Genomic DNA, 16,401 nt, shown 5'->3' with positions numbered 1-16,401 from the left:
AAAGCACTGGGGAGACATGTGTTTTTTTGAGGAATTGCTAACCATAGACGCTGAAACAGCGCCGGATGCCCTGTTTCACAGGCGGTTCGGCCCGAATTAAATCTCAAAGATAAGAGGCGACCATAGGCACGATGGGCTGATAAGGAACGTCGAACAGTTCCTCGCGTTCGAAACGGCTGCCGGTCTTGGTGAGACGTACGAGGCGGCAGACATCGTCGGATACCATCAGCGGTGCAATCATCGAGCCGCCCGAGACAAGCTGCTCGGCATAGAAGCGCGGCATGGTCTGAAACGCGGACGTCACAAGAATGCGGTCGAAGGTTCCCTCGCCCGGAAGACCGGCGCTGCCGTCGGCCTGACGGATGATGACGTTGCGCAACCCGAGCGTATCCACGCGCTGCTGCGCGGCCGTCGTCAGCGTCTTGTAGCGGTCGACGGTGAGCACCCGCTCGACGATTCGCCCCATGACGGCGGCGGTGAAGCCGCTGCCTGTGCCGATCTCAAGGACACGATGCCCCGGCTTGATCTTCAGGCTGTGAAGAATGCGCACGACCAGATCGATGCCCTCCATGAAGGAGCCGCAATCGATGGGGATCGTCCGGCTGGAATAGGCATCATCGACAAATTGCGGCGGCACGAAAGGCAGGCGCGGCGTCTGCTCGACCGCCGTCATCAGATCGATGTCCAATATACCTTCCGCCCGCAGCCGCAGAACCACGGCCGCAAAGCCTTCCTTTTCCACCAAACGAGGTGTCAATCCGCTACTCCATACCGAGCGCCCGCGCCACGCGGTCTTGCGCCGAATAATCCGTTAGATCGAGTTTCAAAGGCGTTACCGAAATACGATTTTGTTTCAACGCCTGAATATCGGTTCCTGGACGGAAGATACCGCTTCGCTCGCCAAAGCGAAGCCAATAATAAGGAAAGCCCCGGCCATCCGCCCGCTCTTCCACCTGCACGTTGAAGGCAAGGTTGCCCTGCGCGGTCACTTCCGCACCGTCCACGTCGTCAGGCCGGCAATTCGGAAAATTCAGATTGAGGAAAGTTCCGTCGGGAAGCTCGACATTCATGAGCTTGTCGAGCAGCTGAGGGGCATGCGCCTCGGCGACTTCCCACGGCACGACACGCGCACCGTTTTCATAGACGTAAGCCTGGCTCAGCGCAAAGGAGCGTACGCCCTGCAGCGTACCTTCGATGGCGCCGGCGATGGTTCCGGAATAGGTCACGTCATCGGCGACGTTCGAACCGGAATTGACGCCTGACAGCACCAGATCCGGCTTGCCATCCAGAACCTTGCGGATCGCCATGATGACGCAATCGGTCGGCGTTCCCCGCAATGCATAATGCTTGTCGGAGACCTTCCGCATGCGCAGCGGCTCGGAAAGGCTCAGCGAATGCGCTAGGCCGCTCTGATCCGTCTCGGGCGCCACGACCCAGACATCGTCCGACAAAGTGCGGGCGATGCGCTCCAATGCGGCCAGCCCTTCGGCATGAATGCCGTCATCATTGGTCAGAAGAATTCGCATCGCCCCACCGCTCGATTATGCTGCTTTTTCGATCCGCTTCAGACCACCCATATATGGCAGGAGTGCGTCCGGCACGGTGACGGAACCGTCGGCATTGAGATAATTCTCCAGAACGGCGATCAGGCAGCGGCCGACCGCCGTGCCGGAACCGTTCAACGTATGAACGAACTTCGTGTTCTTGTCGTCCTTGCCGCGATAGCGGGCATTCATGCGCCGGGCCTGAAAATCGCCGCAGACCGAGCAGGACGAAATTTCGCGATAGGTATCCTGCCCCGGCAGCCAGACTTCGAGGTCGTAGGTCTTGCGGGCGCCGAACCCCATGTCGCCGGTCGATAGCGTCATAACGCGATAATGCAGCCCGAGACGCTTCAAAACCTCTTCGGCGCAGGCCGTCATCCGTTCATGCTCGGCAATGGAGCTTTCGGCATCCGTGATCGACACCAGCTCGCACTTCCAGAACTGGTGCTGTCGCAACATGCCGCGCGTGTCGCGGCCTGCGGAGCCGGCCTCCGAGCGGAAAGACGGCGTCAGCGCCGTGAAGCGCAGGGGCAGTTTCTCCTGATCGAGGATTTCGCCGGCGACGAGGTTGGTCAGCGTCACCTCCGCCGTCGGGATCAGCCAGCGGCCATCCGTGGTCCGGAACAGGTCCTCGGCGAATTTCGGCAGCTGGCCGGTGCCGAACATCGCTTCGTCACGCACCATCAGCGGCGAGCTGACTTCGGTATAGCCGTGTTCGCTGGTGTGCAGGTCGAGCATGAACTGGCCGAGCGCCCGCTCCAGGCGGGCCAGTTGCGACGTCAATACCGTAAAGCGCGAACCGGAAAGCTTGGCTGCACGCTCGAAATCCATGTAGCCGAGCGCCTCGCCGATCTCGAAGTGCTCCTTCGGCTCATGGTTCCATGTCGGCTTTGCGCCCCAGACATGCTTGACGACATTATCGTGCTCGTCCTTGCCGACGGGAACATCCTCGAGCGGAATGTTCGGGATGCGCGACAGCGCGTCGTTGAGCTCGGTCGTCAGCGTGCGCTCTTCCTCTTCCGCGGCCGGAAGCGAGGTCTTGATGTCGGCGACCTCGGCCTTCAGCTTTTCGGCCAGCGCGGTATTCTTCTGCGCCATCGCCGCGCCGATTTCCTTCGAGGCGGCGTTGCGGCGGGACTGCATATCCTGGACGGACTGAACGACGGAGCGGCGCTTCTCGTCGAGCGCAATGAGGCTTTGCGACAGGGGCTCCGCGCCGCGCTTGGCAAGCGCGGCATCGAAAGCCTCGGCATTCTCACGAATCCATCTGATATCAAGCATCTTCGTTCCAGGTCGTTTGGCATGAGCAAAACTCCGACCGAGATTTCGGTCGGAGGTCGAACCGGCAAATAGCTGGGAAAAGACGGCGGTTTTTCCTCGTCTAGACGCTATCCGTCTTGGCGACGTCGGATGTACTGCCACTCTCCTCGAGCGCTTGCCGGGTACGCTGGCGTTCCACGAGTCGCGCCGCGTAGATGGAAATCTCGTAGAGAAGGATTGTCGGCAGTGCAAGGCCGATCTGGGACATCGGATCCGGCGGCGTCAGCACGGCGGCGACGATGAAGGCGAAAACGATCGCGAACTTGCGCTTCTGCGCAAGCCAGGCCGAAGTCAGCAGGCCGACACGGGCCAGCAGCGTGGTGATAACCGGCAGCTGGAAGACGAGGCCGAAGGAGAAGACCAGTGTCATGACGAGGCTCAGATATTCCGAGACCTTCGGCATCAACGCGATACCCACCTGACCGTCACCACCCGTCTGCTGCATCTTCAGGAAGAACCACATCACCATGGGCGTGAAGAAGAAGTAGACGAGTGCGGCACCCATCAGGAACAGGATGGGAGACGCGATCAGGAACGGAAGGAAGGCATTGCGCTCGTTCCTATAGAGGCCCGGCGCTACGAACTTGTAGATCTGGGATGCGATGATCGGGAAGGAAATCACCAGAGCGCCGAACATGGCGACTTTCACCTGCGTGAAAAAGAATTCCTGCGGCGCCGTATAGATCAGTTCGGACTTGGCAAGGTCGAGATGTGCCCATTCGACCGCCCATTTATAGGGATAAACCAGATAGTTGAAGAGGTGCTTCGCCACAGCGAAACATCCGATGAAGGCAATGAAGAACGCCACGAGCGACCAGATCAATCGCGTGCGTAATTCCATAAGGTGTTCGATAAGCGGCTGCGGCTTATCGTCGATATCACCCGTCATGCCTGGTCCTTCTTCTTGGGCGTCTTAGGCGCCGCCTTGCCGGCTGGGGAACGCGTCCGGGGAGCTGCGGACATCTTTTCTACAGCAGCGGCTGCGACCTTGCGCGGGGCACGCTTTGGTTTCTCGGTAACGACAGGCGTCCGCACGACCGCGGCCGCAGCGACATCGTCGTTCTTGGCCGGCGGTTTCGGACGAGGCTTGCGCACGGCCTTCGGCTTCTCTGCGACTTCACTCACAGCGGCAACCGGCTGCGGAGCGGGAGCAACTGCCGGCGACGGATCGGCCGACGCAGACGTGGCCGCAAGCGCTTCCGGCAGACCAGCCGAAACGCCCGGCACCGGTTCCGACGGCAACGGCGTCGCGGCAGGAGCCGCTTTGTCCGGTGTTGCCGCACGTTGCAGATCGGCCTTTATCTCATTGCCCATTTCCCGCAGCGGGTTCATGGCTTCCCGCAACGAGTGGACGGGATTGAGCTTCTGGGCATCGGCAATCGTCTGGCGCACGTCGTCCAGCTCGGCTTCGCGCAAGGCTTCGTCGAACTGGGCACGGAATTCACCAGCCACCTTCCTGGCTCTGGCCGTCATCTTGCCGATTGTCCGCAAGGTCGTCGGCAATTCCTTGGGGCCGATCACCACCAAGGCCACGACGGCAATAATCACGAGCTCGGACCAGCCAATATCGAACATGCAAAGGCTCCTGGGCCAACGGCAAGCCTCTCAGCTTGACGCCTGCCCGACATGATTACTTCGTTTCGTCAGCCTTGTGCTCGACGGTACGGGACGCCGTCTGCGTTTGCGTCGACGTATCGTCGTCGTCGCTCATGCCCTTCTTGAAGCTCTTGATGCCCTTGGCGACATCACCCATCAGCTCCGGGATCTTTCCACGGCCGAACAACAACAGCGCGATGGCCAGGACGATGAGCCAGTGCCATATGCTTAGAGAACCCATTGCTATAACTCCCAATTACAGTGTCTTCCCGATGTAAGACGTTTGCGGATGTTTTTCAAACAACAAAATGCAGCGCATCCACGCATATCAGGATGCGAAGCGCCCATGCGGGCGGCCGGACGTCTCCACGTCGGGAGGATGTTTTTATATTCGCACATGCTGATGGCAAAAGAGAGACTTGCCGGGCGATTTCGCGAAAATCCGCCGACGCGGTTGCGGCCGCCCCCGGCAGGCAGGCCAGCGGGTCAATCGCCCGTGCTTGCACCGCTGGGCGGCAAAAGCCCCAGCTCTTCGAGATCCATCTGCGTGATCGGATCTTCATCTTCAGTAAGCTCGTCGCTCATCAGCGGCGATGGAATGTTGAAATTGGCCGGAATTCGGCCGGAGAGCAGCCCCGCCCCCTTCAACTCTTCGAGACCGGGGAGATCGCGCAGCTCTTCCAGGCCGAAATGATCGAGGAAATCGCGCGTCGTGCCGAGCGTGACCGGACGGCCAGGCGTGCGGCGACGGCCCCGGAACCGCACCCATCCGGATTCCATCAGCACATCGAGCGTGCCCTTGGATGTCTGCACGCCCCTGATGTCCTCGATTTCGGCGCGCGTCACCGGCTGATGATAGGCGATGATGGCCAGTACCTCCAGCGCGGCGCGGGACAGCTTGCGCACTTCGTTCTCGTCGCGCCGAATCACAAAGGAAAGATCCGCTGCCGTGCGGAAGGCCCAGGCGCCATCGACCTGAACGAGATTCACGCCGCGCATGGCGTAATCGGCTTTGAGCTTCTGCATAACAGCGCGGATATCGATGCCACGCGCCACGCGCTCGGCAATGAATGCCTCAGAAACGGGTTGGGCCGAAGCAAAAACCAGCGCTTCGGCGATCCGCTCGGCCTCACTCGCCCGGCGCTCGTCGAGATCGGGCGTTTCCGCCTCATGTTCGAAATGCTGCTGCTCGTCGTCCGGCTCGCTCACGCTGCTCCCTGCCCTATTCCGCCGCTTCCAACGGCGCATGCTTCGGACCGCGCCGCATATAGAGCGGTTGAAACGCACCTTCCTGGCGGATTTCCAATTGTCCTTCGCGCACCAATTCGAGCGAAGCAGCAAAGGCGCTGGCGATGGCCGTAACCCGCTCGCTGGAACTGGTCATATAGTTCAGCAGGTAATGTTCCAAGGCCGTCCAATCGGTAATCTCGCCGATCATTCGATCGAGGATCGTGCGGGCATCGGCCAGCGACCAGACCCGGCGCTTCTCGATCGTCACCTGGGTCACGGCCTGACGCTGGCGCAGGCTGGCATAGGCGGTCAGAAGATCGTAGAGGCTGGCGTCATAGGCGGATTGACGCCGATCCGGAATATGTTCCGGCGCCCCGCGAGCGAAGATATCGCGGCCGAGACGGTTGCGATTGACGAGATCCGTCGCCGCGTCGCGCATGGCTTCGAGGCGCTTCAGCCGGAAAGCGAGCGTTGCCGCCATCTCCTCGCCGGTCGGCCCGTCTTCCTTGCTCTGCTGCGGGATCAGCAGCTTGGATTTCAGATAGGCAAGCCATGCGGCCATGACGAGATAGTCTGCCGCAAGCTCGATGCGTATGCGCCGGGCGCTCTCGATGAACTGAAGATATTGCTCGGCAAGCGCCAGAACGGAAAGGCGGGACAGATCGACCTTCTGGGTGCGCGCAAGATGAAGCAAAAGGTCCAGCGGCCCTTCGAAGCCGGCAAGGTCGACGACGAGCGCCGGCTCATGCGAGCCGCGCTGCGTCTCGCCTTCCTGCCAGAGCTTGTCCATCGGCGTTCCCGCCTTCTGAAGCTTTTCCGTGCCGCTCACCTTGTCACCCGTCCGTCCTTCGATGCTCCGTTTTACGCCACTGCGAACATCGCGTCGAATTCGGCGCGAATCGACGCTTCGTCTGCGCCGTCATCGTTGCCGAATGCCGCTTCGACGGCCCTGGCCCTTGCCAGCGACGCACCCGCAAGGGCCGGAACGTTGCGAACCACCTGCCGCATCTCGTCCATGACGCCATTGCAATGCAGCACGATATCGCAACCGCCCGCAATAATATTTGCCGCCCGCTCGCCGATCGTGCCCTTCAGGGCGTTCATCGAGGTATCGTCCGACAGGAGCAGCCCCTCAAAACCGATGTAACCTCGGATGATCTCCTCGACTACCTTGCGCGACGTCGTAGCCGGGTTGGCCGGATCGATATCGGTGAAGACGACATGGCAGGTCATCGCCATCAGCTCGTCCTTGAGAGCCACGAAAGGCGGAAAATCATGTGCCTCGAGTTCTGCTCGCGGCACCGACACGACTGGCAGCTCATGATGCGAATCCGCGAAGCCGCGCCCATGGCCGGGCATGTGCTTCATGACGGGCAGCACGCCGCCGGCCTTGAGGCCGTCGGCCGCCGCACGCCCCATCTCCGTCACCGTCACCGGATCGTTGCCGTAGGCGCGATTGCCGATGACGTTGCTCGCCCCCTCGACCGGCACGTCGAGCACGGGCAGGCAATCGACATTGATGCCGAACTTCAGCAAATCGAAGGCATGGAGCCGTGACATCAGCCAGGCGGCACGCATGCCGCGCTCGCGATCCTGGCGATAGATATCGCCGAGCGCCTGTCCCGAAGGGTAATGCGGCAGGATCGGCGGGCGGATACGCTGCACCCTGCCGCCTTCCTGATCGATGAACACCGGGGCCTCGCGGCCGACGCTGTCGCGCAGGGACGCAACCAGATCGGCGATCTGCGCCGGCTCGGAGATGTTGCGTCCAAACAGGATAAAGCCCCAGGGCTGCTCGCCTTGATAGAAGGATCGCTCTTCGGGCGTGATGGTGTGGCCGCTGCAGCCAAGGATCATGGATTTCGATTCGGTCATACCCGAATCATAAGGCTTGCGCTGCGAAATGCGAGTGACGTCAAGCACGATACACAGGAACAGTGCGCCTCAAAGAAAAACGGCGAGCCAATGCCCGCCGTTTTCAGAACTTTCATAGCCGATTCTTATTTCGAGATCAGGCAAGTGCCGCCGGCGGAGCGATAGCGCTGGCATATGGCTGCGGCCTCATCCTTGGAGCCGGCAACGACGCGGACGCGATAGTAGGTGCCCTTGCCGGCAATATCGGCCTTGCGGATCTCAAGCGGATGATTGCCGATGACGCTGGCGAACTTGGCCTTGAGGTTCGCCTGCGACTTCTGCGCGTCGGCTTCGGTCGGCAGCGATGCGATCTGCACGCCATAGGCGCCGCTGCTTGCCGCAGAGGTCGCTGCCGGGGCAGCCGCCGGGCTTGCAGAGGCAACCTGCTTCGGCTGAACCTTGGGCTGCACAGGAGCTGCGGCGTTTGCCTTGGCAGGCTCCGGGCGGGCCGTCGGAACCGGGTTTGTCTTGACGACGCGGATCGGCGTGCTTTCGGCGCTGGCGGCATCGTTATCGTCGGGCTGGGCTGCGGCCTGAGCGTTCGTTGCCGACGGACGCGGGTTGGCGGATGCAACCTGGTTGTTTGCCGGCTTTGCCGCGGCGGTCGTCGCCGGAGCAAGAGCGGGCTCGTCACGCGGCACCAGCGAACCATCCGGCTTGACGATCATCGTGCGGACCTTGCGCGGCGATACGGCTGGCACCTGATCGTCGCCATTGGACGCAACGTCGGCGTTTCCGCCATTCTGATTCGGCAGCAGGCGCGGATCCTCGGTTTCACCGACCGGCGTCGCCGTGACCTGATCGGCGCTGCCGTCATCCGGAGAGACCGATTCGGGAATGAGCGTCTTCTGCACGACATCGACCGGCTGCTCGTTGGAGGACACGAGCTCCTTCTGCTTCGGCGCTGCGGTGCTATCGCCGGCAACGCGGTCATAGACGGCCTTGTCCTGATTCGGGACGACTGTGCCGCCCGGATTTTCCGGAGCGACCTTCACCGGATCGCTGTCGGCCGCGATAACGCGAGGCTCGCCGGAGAAGCTGGAGATCGGCGCACCGTGGCGGACCCAGCTGTAAGCGCCATAAGCGCCCACACCCAGAACCACGATCACGGCAGCGGTCGTCACCATGCCACGCACCGAGCGAACCGGCCGACGGCTGGCCGCAGCCGGGTTCAGTGTCATCCTGGCCACATTCTCGACCGGGTTGGACGCCTCGCGGTAGCTGCGGCGGAAGTCCTCTTCCAGCGCGCGCTCGAATTCGTCGAATTCCTCCATCGGCTGCTTCGCGACCGGTGCGGCGGACTGAGCGGCTGCGTTCTTCGACCAGGAGGCAGCAGCTGCGGCACCGCCGAGCACCGCGGCAGCGGCCGGCTTGATCGGCTCAGGCGCAGCTTCCTTGGCAGGCGTACCCAGCAGGCTCGCCATTTCGGAATCGAGATCGAAATCATATTCCGGCGGAACGGCAATCGGCTCTTCCGGCTCGATCGTCGGCAGGTGCGGAACGTGCGCAGCCTCGAAGGTTTCGACACGATCTTCCGTCTCGGAGATTTCCGTCGGATCGAAGGGGAGCGCCTGCTCCACCTCGAAGGCCGGCGCCGGTGCGGTCGCGATCGGGGCAACAGGTGCCGGTGCGGCCTGCATCGGCTTGGGCGCCACGGCGGCGGTGACAGACGCCGCAGGTGCTGGCGCTACCGGAGTCGCGCGGGAAACGATCGGCTCGGCAACCGGAGCAGCCGGAACCGGCTGCTGGGCGGCAGGAAGCTTGTCGCCTTCAGCGAAATCGAGACCGGCAAGTTCCATCTCGATATCGGCCAGATCGAATTCGAAATCCTGGCCCGCAAACGGGTCTTCCGTATCGAGCGCAATCGGCTTCGGCTCTTCACGCTTCGGCGCAACCGCCGGAGAGACCGGCAACTGTGCGGCCTCAGGGAGCGAAACGTCGAAACTTCCGAAATCCGGTTCTACCTTTGCCTCGGGCACATTGGCTCTGGATGGAACCGGATAGCGATCCACATCGGCCAGCAGGGCGTCGATCTCGGCGGAAAGCGCAGCTGGATCGGCTTTGGCAACCGTCGGCGGTTCGGGCGCCTTGAAGACGGCCGGGGCCGGCTGCGGCGCGACAGGCTGAGGTGCGGACGCCTGAACTTGCGAAGGCTCGGCAAGGTCGATCGCCTCGAAATCGAGCGCCTCATCGAACATCGCTTCCGGCGAAGCCGCCTTCGGTGCCGGCGGAGTAACGGCAGGCGACGCAGCCTGCTCCATCTGCCCGGCGGGGGTTGCGAGCGTGAAATTGGCAAGCGGCAGCCGGATCGTGGCGGCCGCCGATTGCGGCGTCTTGGCAACGGGCGCTGCCGGCGGCGCGACCGGGGCGGGCTGCAGAACCGGCGCAATCGACATTTCCAGCTCGTCGATCAGATCGCGAGCGCCGATCGTCGGCTTTATCGGAGCAGCCACCTGGGGAGCAGGCGCCTCGAATTTAGGCTCGTCAAAGGTGGGTTCGGCCCGCACCGGTTCGGCGGGGTGCGAAACCTGCTCCTGGCTCGGCGGAGACACCGGCTGCTCCACCGGAGCGGCGATGTCATTTGCCGGATTCATTCGCGGCGTATCGTAACGCTCGAATTCGCGAAGAAGCTCGTCCTCGAGATTGAAGGCCGGCTCCTGCCGCTGAGCCGCAGGAGTTTCCTGAGCAGCGGGGCGCGGCTCGAAACCTACGATACGAGCGAGTTCCGCAAGCGGATCATCATCCGCAAAGAACCCGTCGTTTCCGCTTGCGCGATACGCCAACTGTTTTTCTGCCATCACCCGTTCCACTCGAAAACGCTACAATTGATGCCAGCGCAATGTGGGTAAATGGTGACGTTTATCGCATTTCGTCCGGTGCTGCGGTCCCGGTTATACCAAGACCCGACTTCAAAACCGACGCGACAGCGTACACCAGCCCAAGTCTGGCAATGCTCAATTCTCGGTTCTTATCGTTAACAAAACGTAATTCAGGTAAATCTTTACCTTTATTCCAGTGTCCGTGGAAGGAACTTGCCAGATCATAAAGGTAAAAGGCGATGCGATGAGGCTCCTGAGAGTGTGCCGCAGCTTCGACGATTCGCGGGAATTCCGCAATCTTGGCGACCAGCTGCAGTTCGGCCGGATCCGAGATCGCGCCGAGGACCGCCTTTGACAGATCGAGCGCGGCGATATCGAGATCCGGGAACGCCTCCTTGGCCTGACGGAAGACCGACATGCAACGGGCATGCGCATACTGGACGTAGAAGACCGGGTTATCCTTCGACTGCTCCGTCACCTTGGCGAAATCGAAGTCCAGCGGCTCGGAGTTCTTCCGGTAAAGCATCATGAAGCGCACCGAATCGCGGCCGACTTCGTCGACGACCTCGCGCAGAGTGACGAAATCGCCGGAGCGCTTCGACATCTTCACCGGCTCGCCATTGCGATACAGCTTGACGAGCTGGCACAGAAGCACCGTCAGCTTCGCAGCGCCTTCGGAAACGCCGCGTGCAACCGCTTCCAGCCGCTTCACATAGCCGCCATGGTCGGCGCCGAGAATATAGATCATCTCGTTGAAGCCGCGGTCGAACTTGTTCTTGAAGTAGGCGACGTCGGCGGCGAAGTAGGTATAGGAACCGTCAGACTTGATCAGCGGACGGTCGATGTCGTCGCCCACCTCGGTCGAGCGGAACAGCGTCTGCTCGCGGTCTTCCCAATCTTCCGGCAGCTGCCCCTTCGGCGGCGGCAGCGCACCCTTGTAGACATAGCCCTTGAAGGTCAAATCGTTGATCGCGGTGCGGATCAGCGCCGCGCCGTTGGCATGCAGGGTACGTTCCGAGAAGAACACGTCATGATGAACGTTCAGCGCCTCGAGGTCTTCCCGGATCATCGCCATCATGGCGTCGATGGCGCGATCCTTGACGATGGGAAGCCATTGTTCTTCCGTCATTCCGCGCAGTTTTGTGCCAAATTCCCTGGCGAGCGCTTCGCCGACCGGAACCAGATAGTCGCCGGGGTAGAGGCCGGGCGGGATCTCGCCGACCTGCTCGCCGAGCGCTTCGCGATAGCGAATAAAAACCGAGCGCGCCAGCACGTCGATCTGCGAGCCGGCATCGTTGATGTAATATTCCTTGGTGACGTCGTAGCCGGCAAAACCCAGCAGATTGGCGAGCGCATCGCCGACGACGGCGCCGCGGCAATGGCCGACATGCATCGGCCCGGTCGGGTTGGCCGAGACGTACTCGACATTGACCTTCTGCCCCTCGCCGAGCTTGGAACGGCCGAACTTCCCGCCCTCGGAGATCATCGTCGCCAGCAGCCGCTGCCAGTAGCCGACCGAAAGGCGAATATTGATGAAGCCCGGACCGGCGACCGAAACATCGGCGACGTCGGCATCTTCCTTCAGCTTTGCAACGATAATTTCGGCAAGCGCACGCGGATTCGTGCCCAGCGGCTTGGACAGCACCATGGCCGCATTCGTCGCGACATCGCCATGGCTGGCATCCCGCGGCGGCTCCACGCCAACACGTCCGAAGTCGAGCTCCGATCGCTTTTCCCGTACAATATCAATTTGTTCGAGAGCGTTCTTAATTCTTACTTCGAAGTCGGTGAAAAGGTTCATGATATGATCCACGCAATTGCTTCGGCGAGCCGCTATCGGCCCGGCGCCGCCGCTGCCTACCGCAAATCGGGAGTCTGGTCAAACAGGCGCTTGTGGGCGCTGATGGCATAGGTGTCCGTCATCCCGGCCAGATAGTCGCCCACATGCCTTGCCTTGGCGGCGATGGCGAGGCCGGCGATATGGTCGACCCAATAGTGGCTCTGCATCTCCTTGGGATTGTCCATGTAGGCCTGGAACAGATCCGTGACGATCTGTGCTGCGCCTGCCCGAATGCGCATGATGTCGGGGTGGCGGTAGATGCGCTTGAACAGCATTTGCTTGATCAGCTTGTCCGTTTCCGCCATTTCCGGCGAGAAGGTCGCGATGACCCGGCCGGCCGCGCGGATATCCGCGACGTTGCCCGGCCTGACCTCCGCGAGCGCCTGCTGCGAAACGGCGATGACGTCCTCGACCATGCGGGTGATCTGCCGGCGCATGATTTCATGGGTGAAACGGCTCGCTTCCAGATGCGGATAACGCGCCCTCACCTCGGCCATCAGTCCTGCGAGAAACGGCACGTCCTCCAGCATGTCGAATGTCAGATAGCCCGCACGCAGGCCATCGTCGATGTCGTGCGTATTATAGGCGATATCGTCGGCGATCGCGGCGACCTGCGCCTCCAGGCTGGCAAAGGACGCGATTTCGAGATCGTGAATCTCGCAGTAATCGAGGATCGGCTGCGGCACCGGACCGCGGATACCCTCGCCGTCAGGCGTCATCAACGGGCCGTTGTGCTTGACCAGACCTTCAAGCGTTTCCCAGGTCAGGTTGAGCCCGTCGAAATCGGCATAACGCCGCTCGAGTTTGGTTACGATGCGCAGGGATTGTGCGTTGTGATCGAAGCCGCCATAGGGCAGCAGCACCTCATGCAGCGCGTCCTCGCCGGTGTGACCGAACGGCGTGTGGCCGAAATCGTGAACCAGCGCGACACCTTCCGCAAGATCCTCATCAAGCTTCAGGGCGCGCGCCAGGGCACGGGCAATCTGCGCCACCTCGATCGTGTGCGTCAGCCGGGTCCGGTAGTGATCGCCGTCCTGGGCGATGAACACCTGCGTCTTGTGCTTCAGCCGCCGGAAGGCCGTGGTATGGACGATCCGGTCGCGATCGCGCTGGAATTCGGAGCGCGTCGGGCTGGATCCCTCCTCATAGAGCCTTCCCCGCGACGCCCAGGGATCGGTCGCATAGGCTGCCTTTTCCCCATACCCGAAACCCAATACATGCGTATCAATCGCCATTATCAATCCATTCCGGCATTTGGTTTCCACACCATCGCTGGCGTGCAGTCGATTCCTTGCAGTCGGTCAGCGGCATCGCCCGGCAATCCGGACCGCTCTGCGGCCCTTGAGCGTCCGGCCCATTGACGCCGCTTTACGGCCTTCATACCTATAGATAAGAAAACAGCAAAACGGCGTGTGGCTCAACCACCAAACCAGAGCTGTCACCGGCCTGACTTTCATGATAAAGGCTATGGATATCAGCCGTTTGAAAGTTTGGCGGCTTAGTGGTTCTCTCCGGATCTTGACCCCGGCAGGAGGAAGATATGACTGAGACAAGTGTTACCCTATCGGACGCAGCGGCCAAACGAATCGCTGCCATCGTCGGCGCGGAGGCCGGAAAACGCGCGCTTCGCGTCGCGGTCGAAGGCGGCGGCTGCTCCGGCTTTTCCTATAAATTCGACCTTGTCGACGGCCCCGGGGACGACGACGTGATCGTCGAAAAGGGCGACGCAACCGTGCTGATCGACCAGCTGTCGCTGGTCTATATGGCAGGCTCCGAGATCGATTTCGTCGATAACCTTCTCGGCCAATCCTTTCAGATCAAGAATCCGAATGCCGTCGCAAGCTGCGGATGCGGCACGAGTTTCGCGATCTGAACCCCTCCGTCTTTTCCACAGTTTGATCACCGGCCGGGAGCCTGCGCTCCGGGCCGGTTTCCATATGGGCTGTAGTCAAGCCGACCGGGTGCGGATACAACAGGGCGAAGCAAAGGAATGAGCCGCCCATGAAAATCGCCACCTGGAACATCAACGGCGTCAAAGCGCGTATCGAGAACCTCTGCCAGTGGCTGAAGGATTCGAACCCGGACATCGCCTGCCTGCAGGAGATCAAGACGGTCGACGAAGGCTTTCCGCGGCTGGAGGTGGAGGCGCTCGGCTATCACGTCGAAACCCACGGCCAGAAAGGTTTCAACGGTGTCGCCATTCTTTCCCGGATCAAGCCGGATGAGGTGATGCGTGGCCTGCCGGGCGGCGATGGAGACGAGCAGTCCCGTTTCATGGAAGCCGTGTTTTCCGTGCCGGGGCATGGTGTCCTGCGCGTCTGCTGCCTCTATCTGCCGAACGGCAATCCGGTCGATACGGAAAAATATCCCTACAAGCTCGCCTGGATGGAGCGTCTGCGCAAATTCGCCTTGGATCGCCTGGCGCTGGAGGAGCCGCTGATTCTCGCCGGCGACTACAACGTCATTCCCGAGCCGCATGATTGCTTCGACCCGAAGGTGTGGGCGAGCGATGCGCTGTTTCTGCCGGAGACGCGCCGGGCATTTCGCCAGCTCGAACATCTCGGCTTTACCGACGCCGTGCGCGCGACGACGGATGCTGTCAAGCTCTACTCATTCTGGGACTACCAGGCCGGCGCCTGGCCCAAGAACAACGGCATTCGAATCGATCATCTGATGCTGTCGCCGGAAGCTGCCGACCGCCTCACCGCGACGGCCATCGAGAAGCATGTGCGCGCCTGGGAAAAACCCTCGGACCATGTGCCTGTCGTCGCGCATCTCGATTTCGGCGGCTGAAATCCGGACAGGAGCCGCCCTGCGCTTTTCATAGAATTGCTCCGGGCTTCAACCCGAGACGGAAAGGCTTGCCGGCGGGAGCAGCGCCCGAACGGCTGCGCCGCAAGGGCCGGCGGTCAATCTGAGCCGGCGACATCCAGCTGATGAGACATCGAGACCGCCACGCGACGATCGTTCTCATTGGCCAGCGAGAAGGCCTGCTCCTGCATGTCTTCCATCCAGCTGCAATCCTTCGGCTTGCACTTGTCGAGTGCCGCAGTCATGAAGGCCAGCCCACGGACCGACTGGCCCTCCTGGAAGAGAATATTGCCGAAGACGGCCATCGCTCCCGGATGGCCGCTCTTGCGCGCCTGGTTGAGCCACTTTTTGGCCTGCTGCACGTTGACGGCACCGCCCTCGCCCGACAGCATCATCTGCGCAAGCTGAAACTGCGCCTCGGGAACGCCGAAGGTCGACGCAACCTGGAAATAGAGTTGGCGGGCCTGATTGAGGTCGATCTTGACCGGGCTGTTGGCAATGCCGGTCTTGTAGTAACTCGCCAGAGCCAGCAGCGCATTGATGAAGAAGCCGGTGTCTTCGGACCCCGGCTCCACGCCCTGCTGGGCAATCTCGCTATAAATCTTGAAAGCTTCGAAATCGTTCTGCGCGACGCCATCGCCATCGGCATACATATTGGCGAGCGCCCAGCGCGAACCGGTATGACCTTTTTCGGCAGCATAACGGTAGGCTTCGACCGCTTCTTCCTTCTGGCCGTTCTTGTAGGCTTTGAAGCCGAACTTGAAGAGATCGAAAGGACCCGATTCCTTTGTGACTCCTGCATTGATATCGAATGCCCGGGCTTGATCCGCCACCGCCACCGCAGCGACAAGAGACAGGCTGAGCATCATGACTCTCGCTGATATGAACTCGGACTTAAACATAACAGTCGATTTCTTTCGCTCCATTCGGACCCGCCACGGCATTCGGGTGCGCGCCGCCGGATTCACGAATGTTCTCCCTGATGGCGCACGACACCGGATCATCCTTCGAAAGGATGTTTCCCATGGCATTCAACCGAGGCTGCTTGCCACAATTGCGAGCATAGCTTGCAATTATGTCCAAACCAGCATTTGTGCGTCGGTTATCGTATCTCGCCGCCGAAGCAGCGTTCTCGTCCGCTTTCCGGTGAGTGAGATCGAACATCGTCAGGCTGACGACTTTCCTTGGCAGACAAAGACTTTTCCGCTGCGTCGGAAGCGCGGTGGCTCCGATCCCGGATTGTTGCTTATGCCAAAGTGGAAGTTCACCCATCGACCGCTTACGCACTTTCTACAAAGCTTGCCCCTGTGCCCAGGTAATCGCTGCT

Annotated in this window: 16 protein-coding genes; 2 read left to right on the top strand and 14 right to left on the bottom strand. The window is 61.2% G+C overall.

Annotated elements, in window-relative coordinates; all coding sequences use genetic code 11:
* Window positions 1-103: 103 nt before the first annotated feature.
* The 12 genes from ACJJVH_RS05605 to ACJJVH_RS05550 form a co-directional block, all read right to left on the bottom strand.
* Window positions 104-757, bottom strand: coding sequence for a protein-L-isoaspartate(D-aspartate) O-methyltransferase (locus tag ACJJVH_RS05605; RefSeq protein WP_412064875.1), 654 nt, complete (start codon window positions 755-757; stop codon window positions 104-106).
* Between the two features lie 4 nt (window positions 758-761).
* Complete coding sequence (gene surE / locus ACJJVH_RS05600) at window positions 762-1,526, bottom strand: 5'/3'-nucleotidase SurE (protein ID WP_112796440.1); 765 nt, start codon at window positions 1,524-1,526, stop codon at window positions 762-764.
* A gap of 15 nt (window positions 1,527-1,541) precedes the next feature.
* Window positions 1,542-2,825, bottom strand: a complete 1,284-nt coding sequence (gene serS, locus ACJJVH_RS05595; RefSeq protein ID WP_113357940.1) for a serine--tRNA ligase — start codon at window positions 2,823-2,825, stop codon at window positions 1,542-1,544.
* A 100-nt stretch (window positions 2,826-2,925) separates the two neighbouring features.
* Window positions 2,926-3,753, bottom strand: coding sequence for a twin-arginine translocase subunit TatC (gene tatC, locus ACJJVH_RS05590; protein ID WP_113372641.1), 828 nt, complete (start codon window positions 3,751-3,753; stop codon window positions 2,926-2,928).
* A complete protein-coding gene (tatB, locus tag ACJJVH_RS05585; protein ID WP_412064874.1) occupies window positions 3,750-4,439 on the bottom strand; it encodes a Sec-independent protein translocase protein TatB in 690 nt (229 codons plus the stop codon). Before tatB ends, tatC begins: the two co-directional genes overlap by 4 nt.
* A gap of 55 nt (window positions 4,440-4,494) precedes the next feature.
* The gene (locus ACJJVH_RS05580) at window positions 4,495-4,701 is read right to left on the bottom strand and encodes a twin-arginine translocase TatA/TatE family subunit (protein ID WP_112796448.1); all 207 of its coding nucleotides are present in this window, start codon (window positions 4,699-4,701) and stop codon (window positions 4,495-4,497) included.
* Window positions 4,702-4,946: 245 nt separating this feature from the next.
* Window positions 4,947-5,669, bottom strand: coding sequence for an SMC-Scp complex subunit ScpB (gene scpB, locus ACJJVH_RS05575; protein WP_113372639.1), 723 nt, complete (start codon window positions 5,667-5,669; stop codon window positions 4,947-4,949).
* Between the two features lie 13 nt (window positions 5,670-5,682).
* Window positions 5,683-6,480, bottom strand: a complete 798-nt coding sequence (locus ACJJVH_RS05570) for a segregation and condensation protein A (protein WP_112796518.1) — start codon at window positions 6,478-6,480, stop codon at window positions 5,683-5,685.
* A gap of 71 nt (window positions 6,481-6,551) precedes the next feature.
* Window positions 6,552-7,565 carry a beta-N-acetylhexosaminidase gene (gene nagZ / locus ACJJVH_RS05565; protein ID WP_113358031.1) on the bottom strand — a complete coding sequence of 338 codons (1,014 nt, stop codon included), beginning with the start codon at window positions 7,563-7,565 and terminating at the stop codon, window positions 6,552-6,554.
* Window positions 7,566-7,690: 125 nt separating this feature from the next.
* Window positions 7,691-10,402: an SPOR domain-containing protein gene (locus ACJJVH_RS05560; protein WP_412064873.1), complete on the bottom strand. Its 2,712-nt coding sequence runs from the start codon at window positions 10,400-10,402 to the stop codon at window positions 7,691-7,693.
* Between the two features lie 61 nt (window positions 10,403-10,463).
* Window positions 10,464-12,224 carry an arginine--tRNA ligase gene (argS, locus tag ACJJVH_RS05555; RefSeq protein ID WP_113383538.1) on the bottom strand — a complete coding sequence of 587 codons (1,761 nt, stop codon included), beginning with the start codon at window positions 12,222-12,224 and terminating at the stop codon, window positions 10,464-10,466.
* 56 nt (window positions 12,225-12,280) lie between these two features.
* On the bottom strand, window positions 12,281-13,498 hold the full coding sequence (locus tag ACJJVH_RS05550) for a deoxyguanosinetriphosphate triphosphohydrolase (protein ID WP_412064872.1): 1,218 nt from the start codon (window positions 13,496-13,498) through the stop codon (window positions 12,281-12,283).
* A gap of 305 nt (window positions 13,499-13,803) precedes the next feature.
* Between ACJJVH_RS05550 and ACJJVH_RS05545 the strand changes: the two genes are divergently transcribed.
* Both ACJJVH_RS05545 and xth read left to right on the top strand, forming a co-directional pair.
* Entirely contained in the window at window positions 13,804-14,136 is a 333-nt protein-coding gene (locus tag ACJJVH_RS05545) for a HesB/IscA family protein (RefSeq protein ID WP_112796453.1), read from the top strand.
* A 128-nt stretch (window positions 14,137-14,264) separates the two neighbouring features.
* On the top strand, window positions 14,265-15,056 hold the full coding sequence (gene xth / locus ACJJVH_RS05540) for an exodeoxyribonuclease III (protein ID WP_113393664.1): 792 nt from the start codon (window positions 14,265-14,267) through the stop codon (window positions 15,054-15,056).
* 116 nt (window positions 15,057-15,172) lie between these two features.
* Here the strand turns inward: xth and exoR are convergent, their stop codons facing one another.
* Together exoR and ACJJVH_RS05530 are read right to left on the bottom strand one after the other, a co-directional pair.
* The gene (exoR, locus tag ACJJVH_RS05535; RefSeq protein ID WP_113393663.1) at window positions 15,173-15,976 is read right to left on the bottom strand and encodes an exopolysaccharide production regulator ExoR; all 804 of its coding nucleotides are present in this window, start codon (window positions 15,974-15,976) and stop codon (window positions 15,173-15,175) included.
* Window positions 15,969-16,346: a hypothetical protein gene (locus ACJJVH_RS05530; protein WP_162752457.1), complete on the bottom strand. Its 378-nt coding sequence runs from the start codon at window positions 16,344-16,346 to the stop codon at window positions 15,969-15,971. The genes exoR and ACJJVH_RS05530 overlap by 8 nt, the downstream gene beginning before the upstream one ends.
* Window positions 16,347-16,401 lie beyond the last annotated feature (55 nt).

The organism is Rhizobium sp. SYY.PMSO, assembly GCF_046840415.1.
Taxonomy (GTDB): Bacteria; Pseudomonadota; Alphaproteobacteria; order Rhizobiales; family Rhizobiaceae; genus Rhizobium.
Note: the sequence above shows the minus strand (reverse complement) of the source record. Positions and strands in the feature narration are given on the sequence as shown.

Bases quoted from the DNA above. Each gene is read 5' to 3' on its own strand.
- ACJJVH_RS05570 (WP_112796518.1), bottom strand. From the start codon at position 6,480: ATGGACAAGCTCTGGCAGGAAGGCGAGACGCAGCGCGGCTCGCATGAG.
- nagZ (WP_113358031.1), bottom strand. From the start codon at position 7,565: ATGACCGAATCGAAATCCATGATCCTTGGCTGCAGCGGCCACACCATC.
- argS (WP_113383538.1), bottom strand. From the start codon at position 12,224: ATGAACCTTTTCACCGACTTCGAAGTAAGAATTAAGAACGCTCTCGAA.
- ACJJVH_RS05545 (WP_112796453.1), top strand. From the start codon at position 13,804: ATGACTGAGACAAGTGTTACCCTATCGGACGCAGCGGCCAAACGAATC.
- ACJJVH_RS05580 (WP_112796448.1), bottom strand. From the start codon at position 4,701: ATGGGTTCTCTAAGCATATGGCACTGGCTCATCGTCCTGGCCATCGCG.
- ACJJVH_RS05530 (WP_162752457.1), bottom strand. From the start codon at position 16,346: ATGGGTGAACTTCCACTTTGGCATAAGCAACAATCCGGGATCGGAGCC.
- ACJJVH_RS05550 (WP_412064872.1), bottom strand. From the start codon at position 13,498: ATGGCGATTGATACGCATGTATTGGGTTTCGGGTATGGGGAAAAGGCA.
- xth (WP_113393664.1), top strand. From the start codon at position 14,265: ATGAAAATCGCCACCTGGAACATCAACGGCGTCAAAGCGCGTATCGAG.
- serS (WP_113357940.1), bottom strand. From the start codon at position 2,825: ATGCTTGATATCAGATGGATTCGTGAGAATGCCGAGGCTTTCGATGCC.
- tatC (WP_113372641.1), bottom strand. From the start codon at position 3,753: ATGACGGGTGATATCGACGATAAGCCGCAGCCGCTTATCGAACACCTT.
- exoR (WP_113393663.1), bottom strand. From the start codon at position 15,976: ATGTTTAAGTCCGAGTTCATATCAGCGAGAGTCATGATGCTCAGCCTG.
- tatB (WP_412064874.1), bottom strand. From the start codon at position 4,439: ATGTTCGATATTGGCTGGTCCGAGCTCGTGATTATTGCCGTCGTGGCC.
- ACJJVH_RS05560 (WP_412064873.1), bottom strand. From the start codon at position 10,402: ATGGCAGAAAAACAGTTGGCGTATCGCGCAAGCGGAAACGACGGGTTC.
- surE (WP_112796440.1), bottom strand. From the start codon at position 1,526: ATGCGAATTCTTCTGACCAATGATGACGGCATTCATGCCGAAGGGCTG.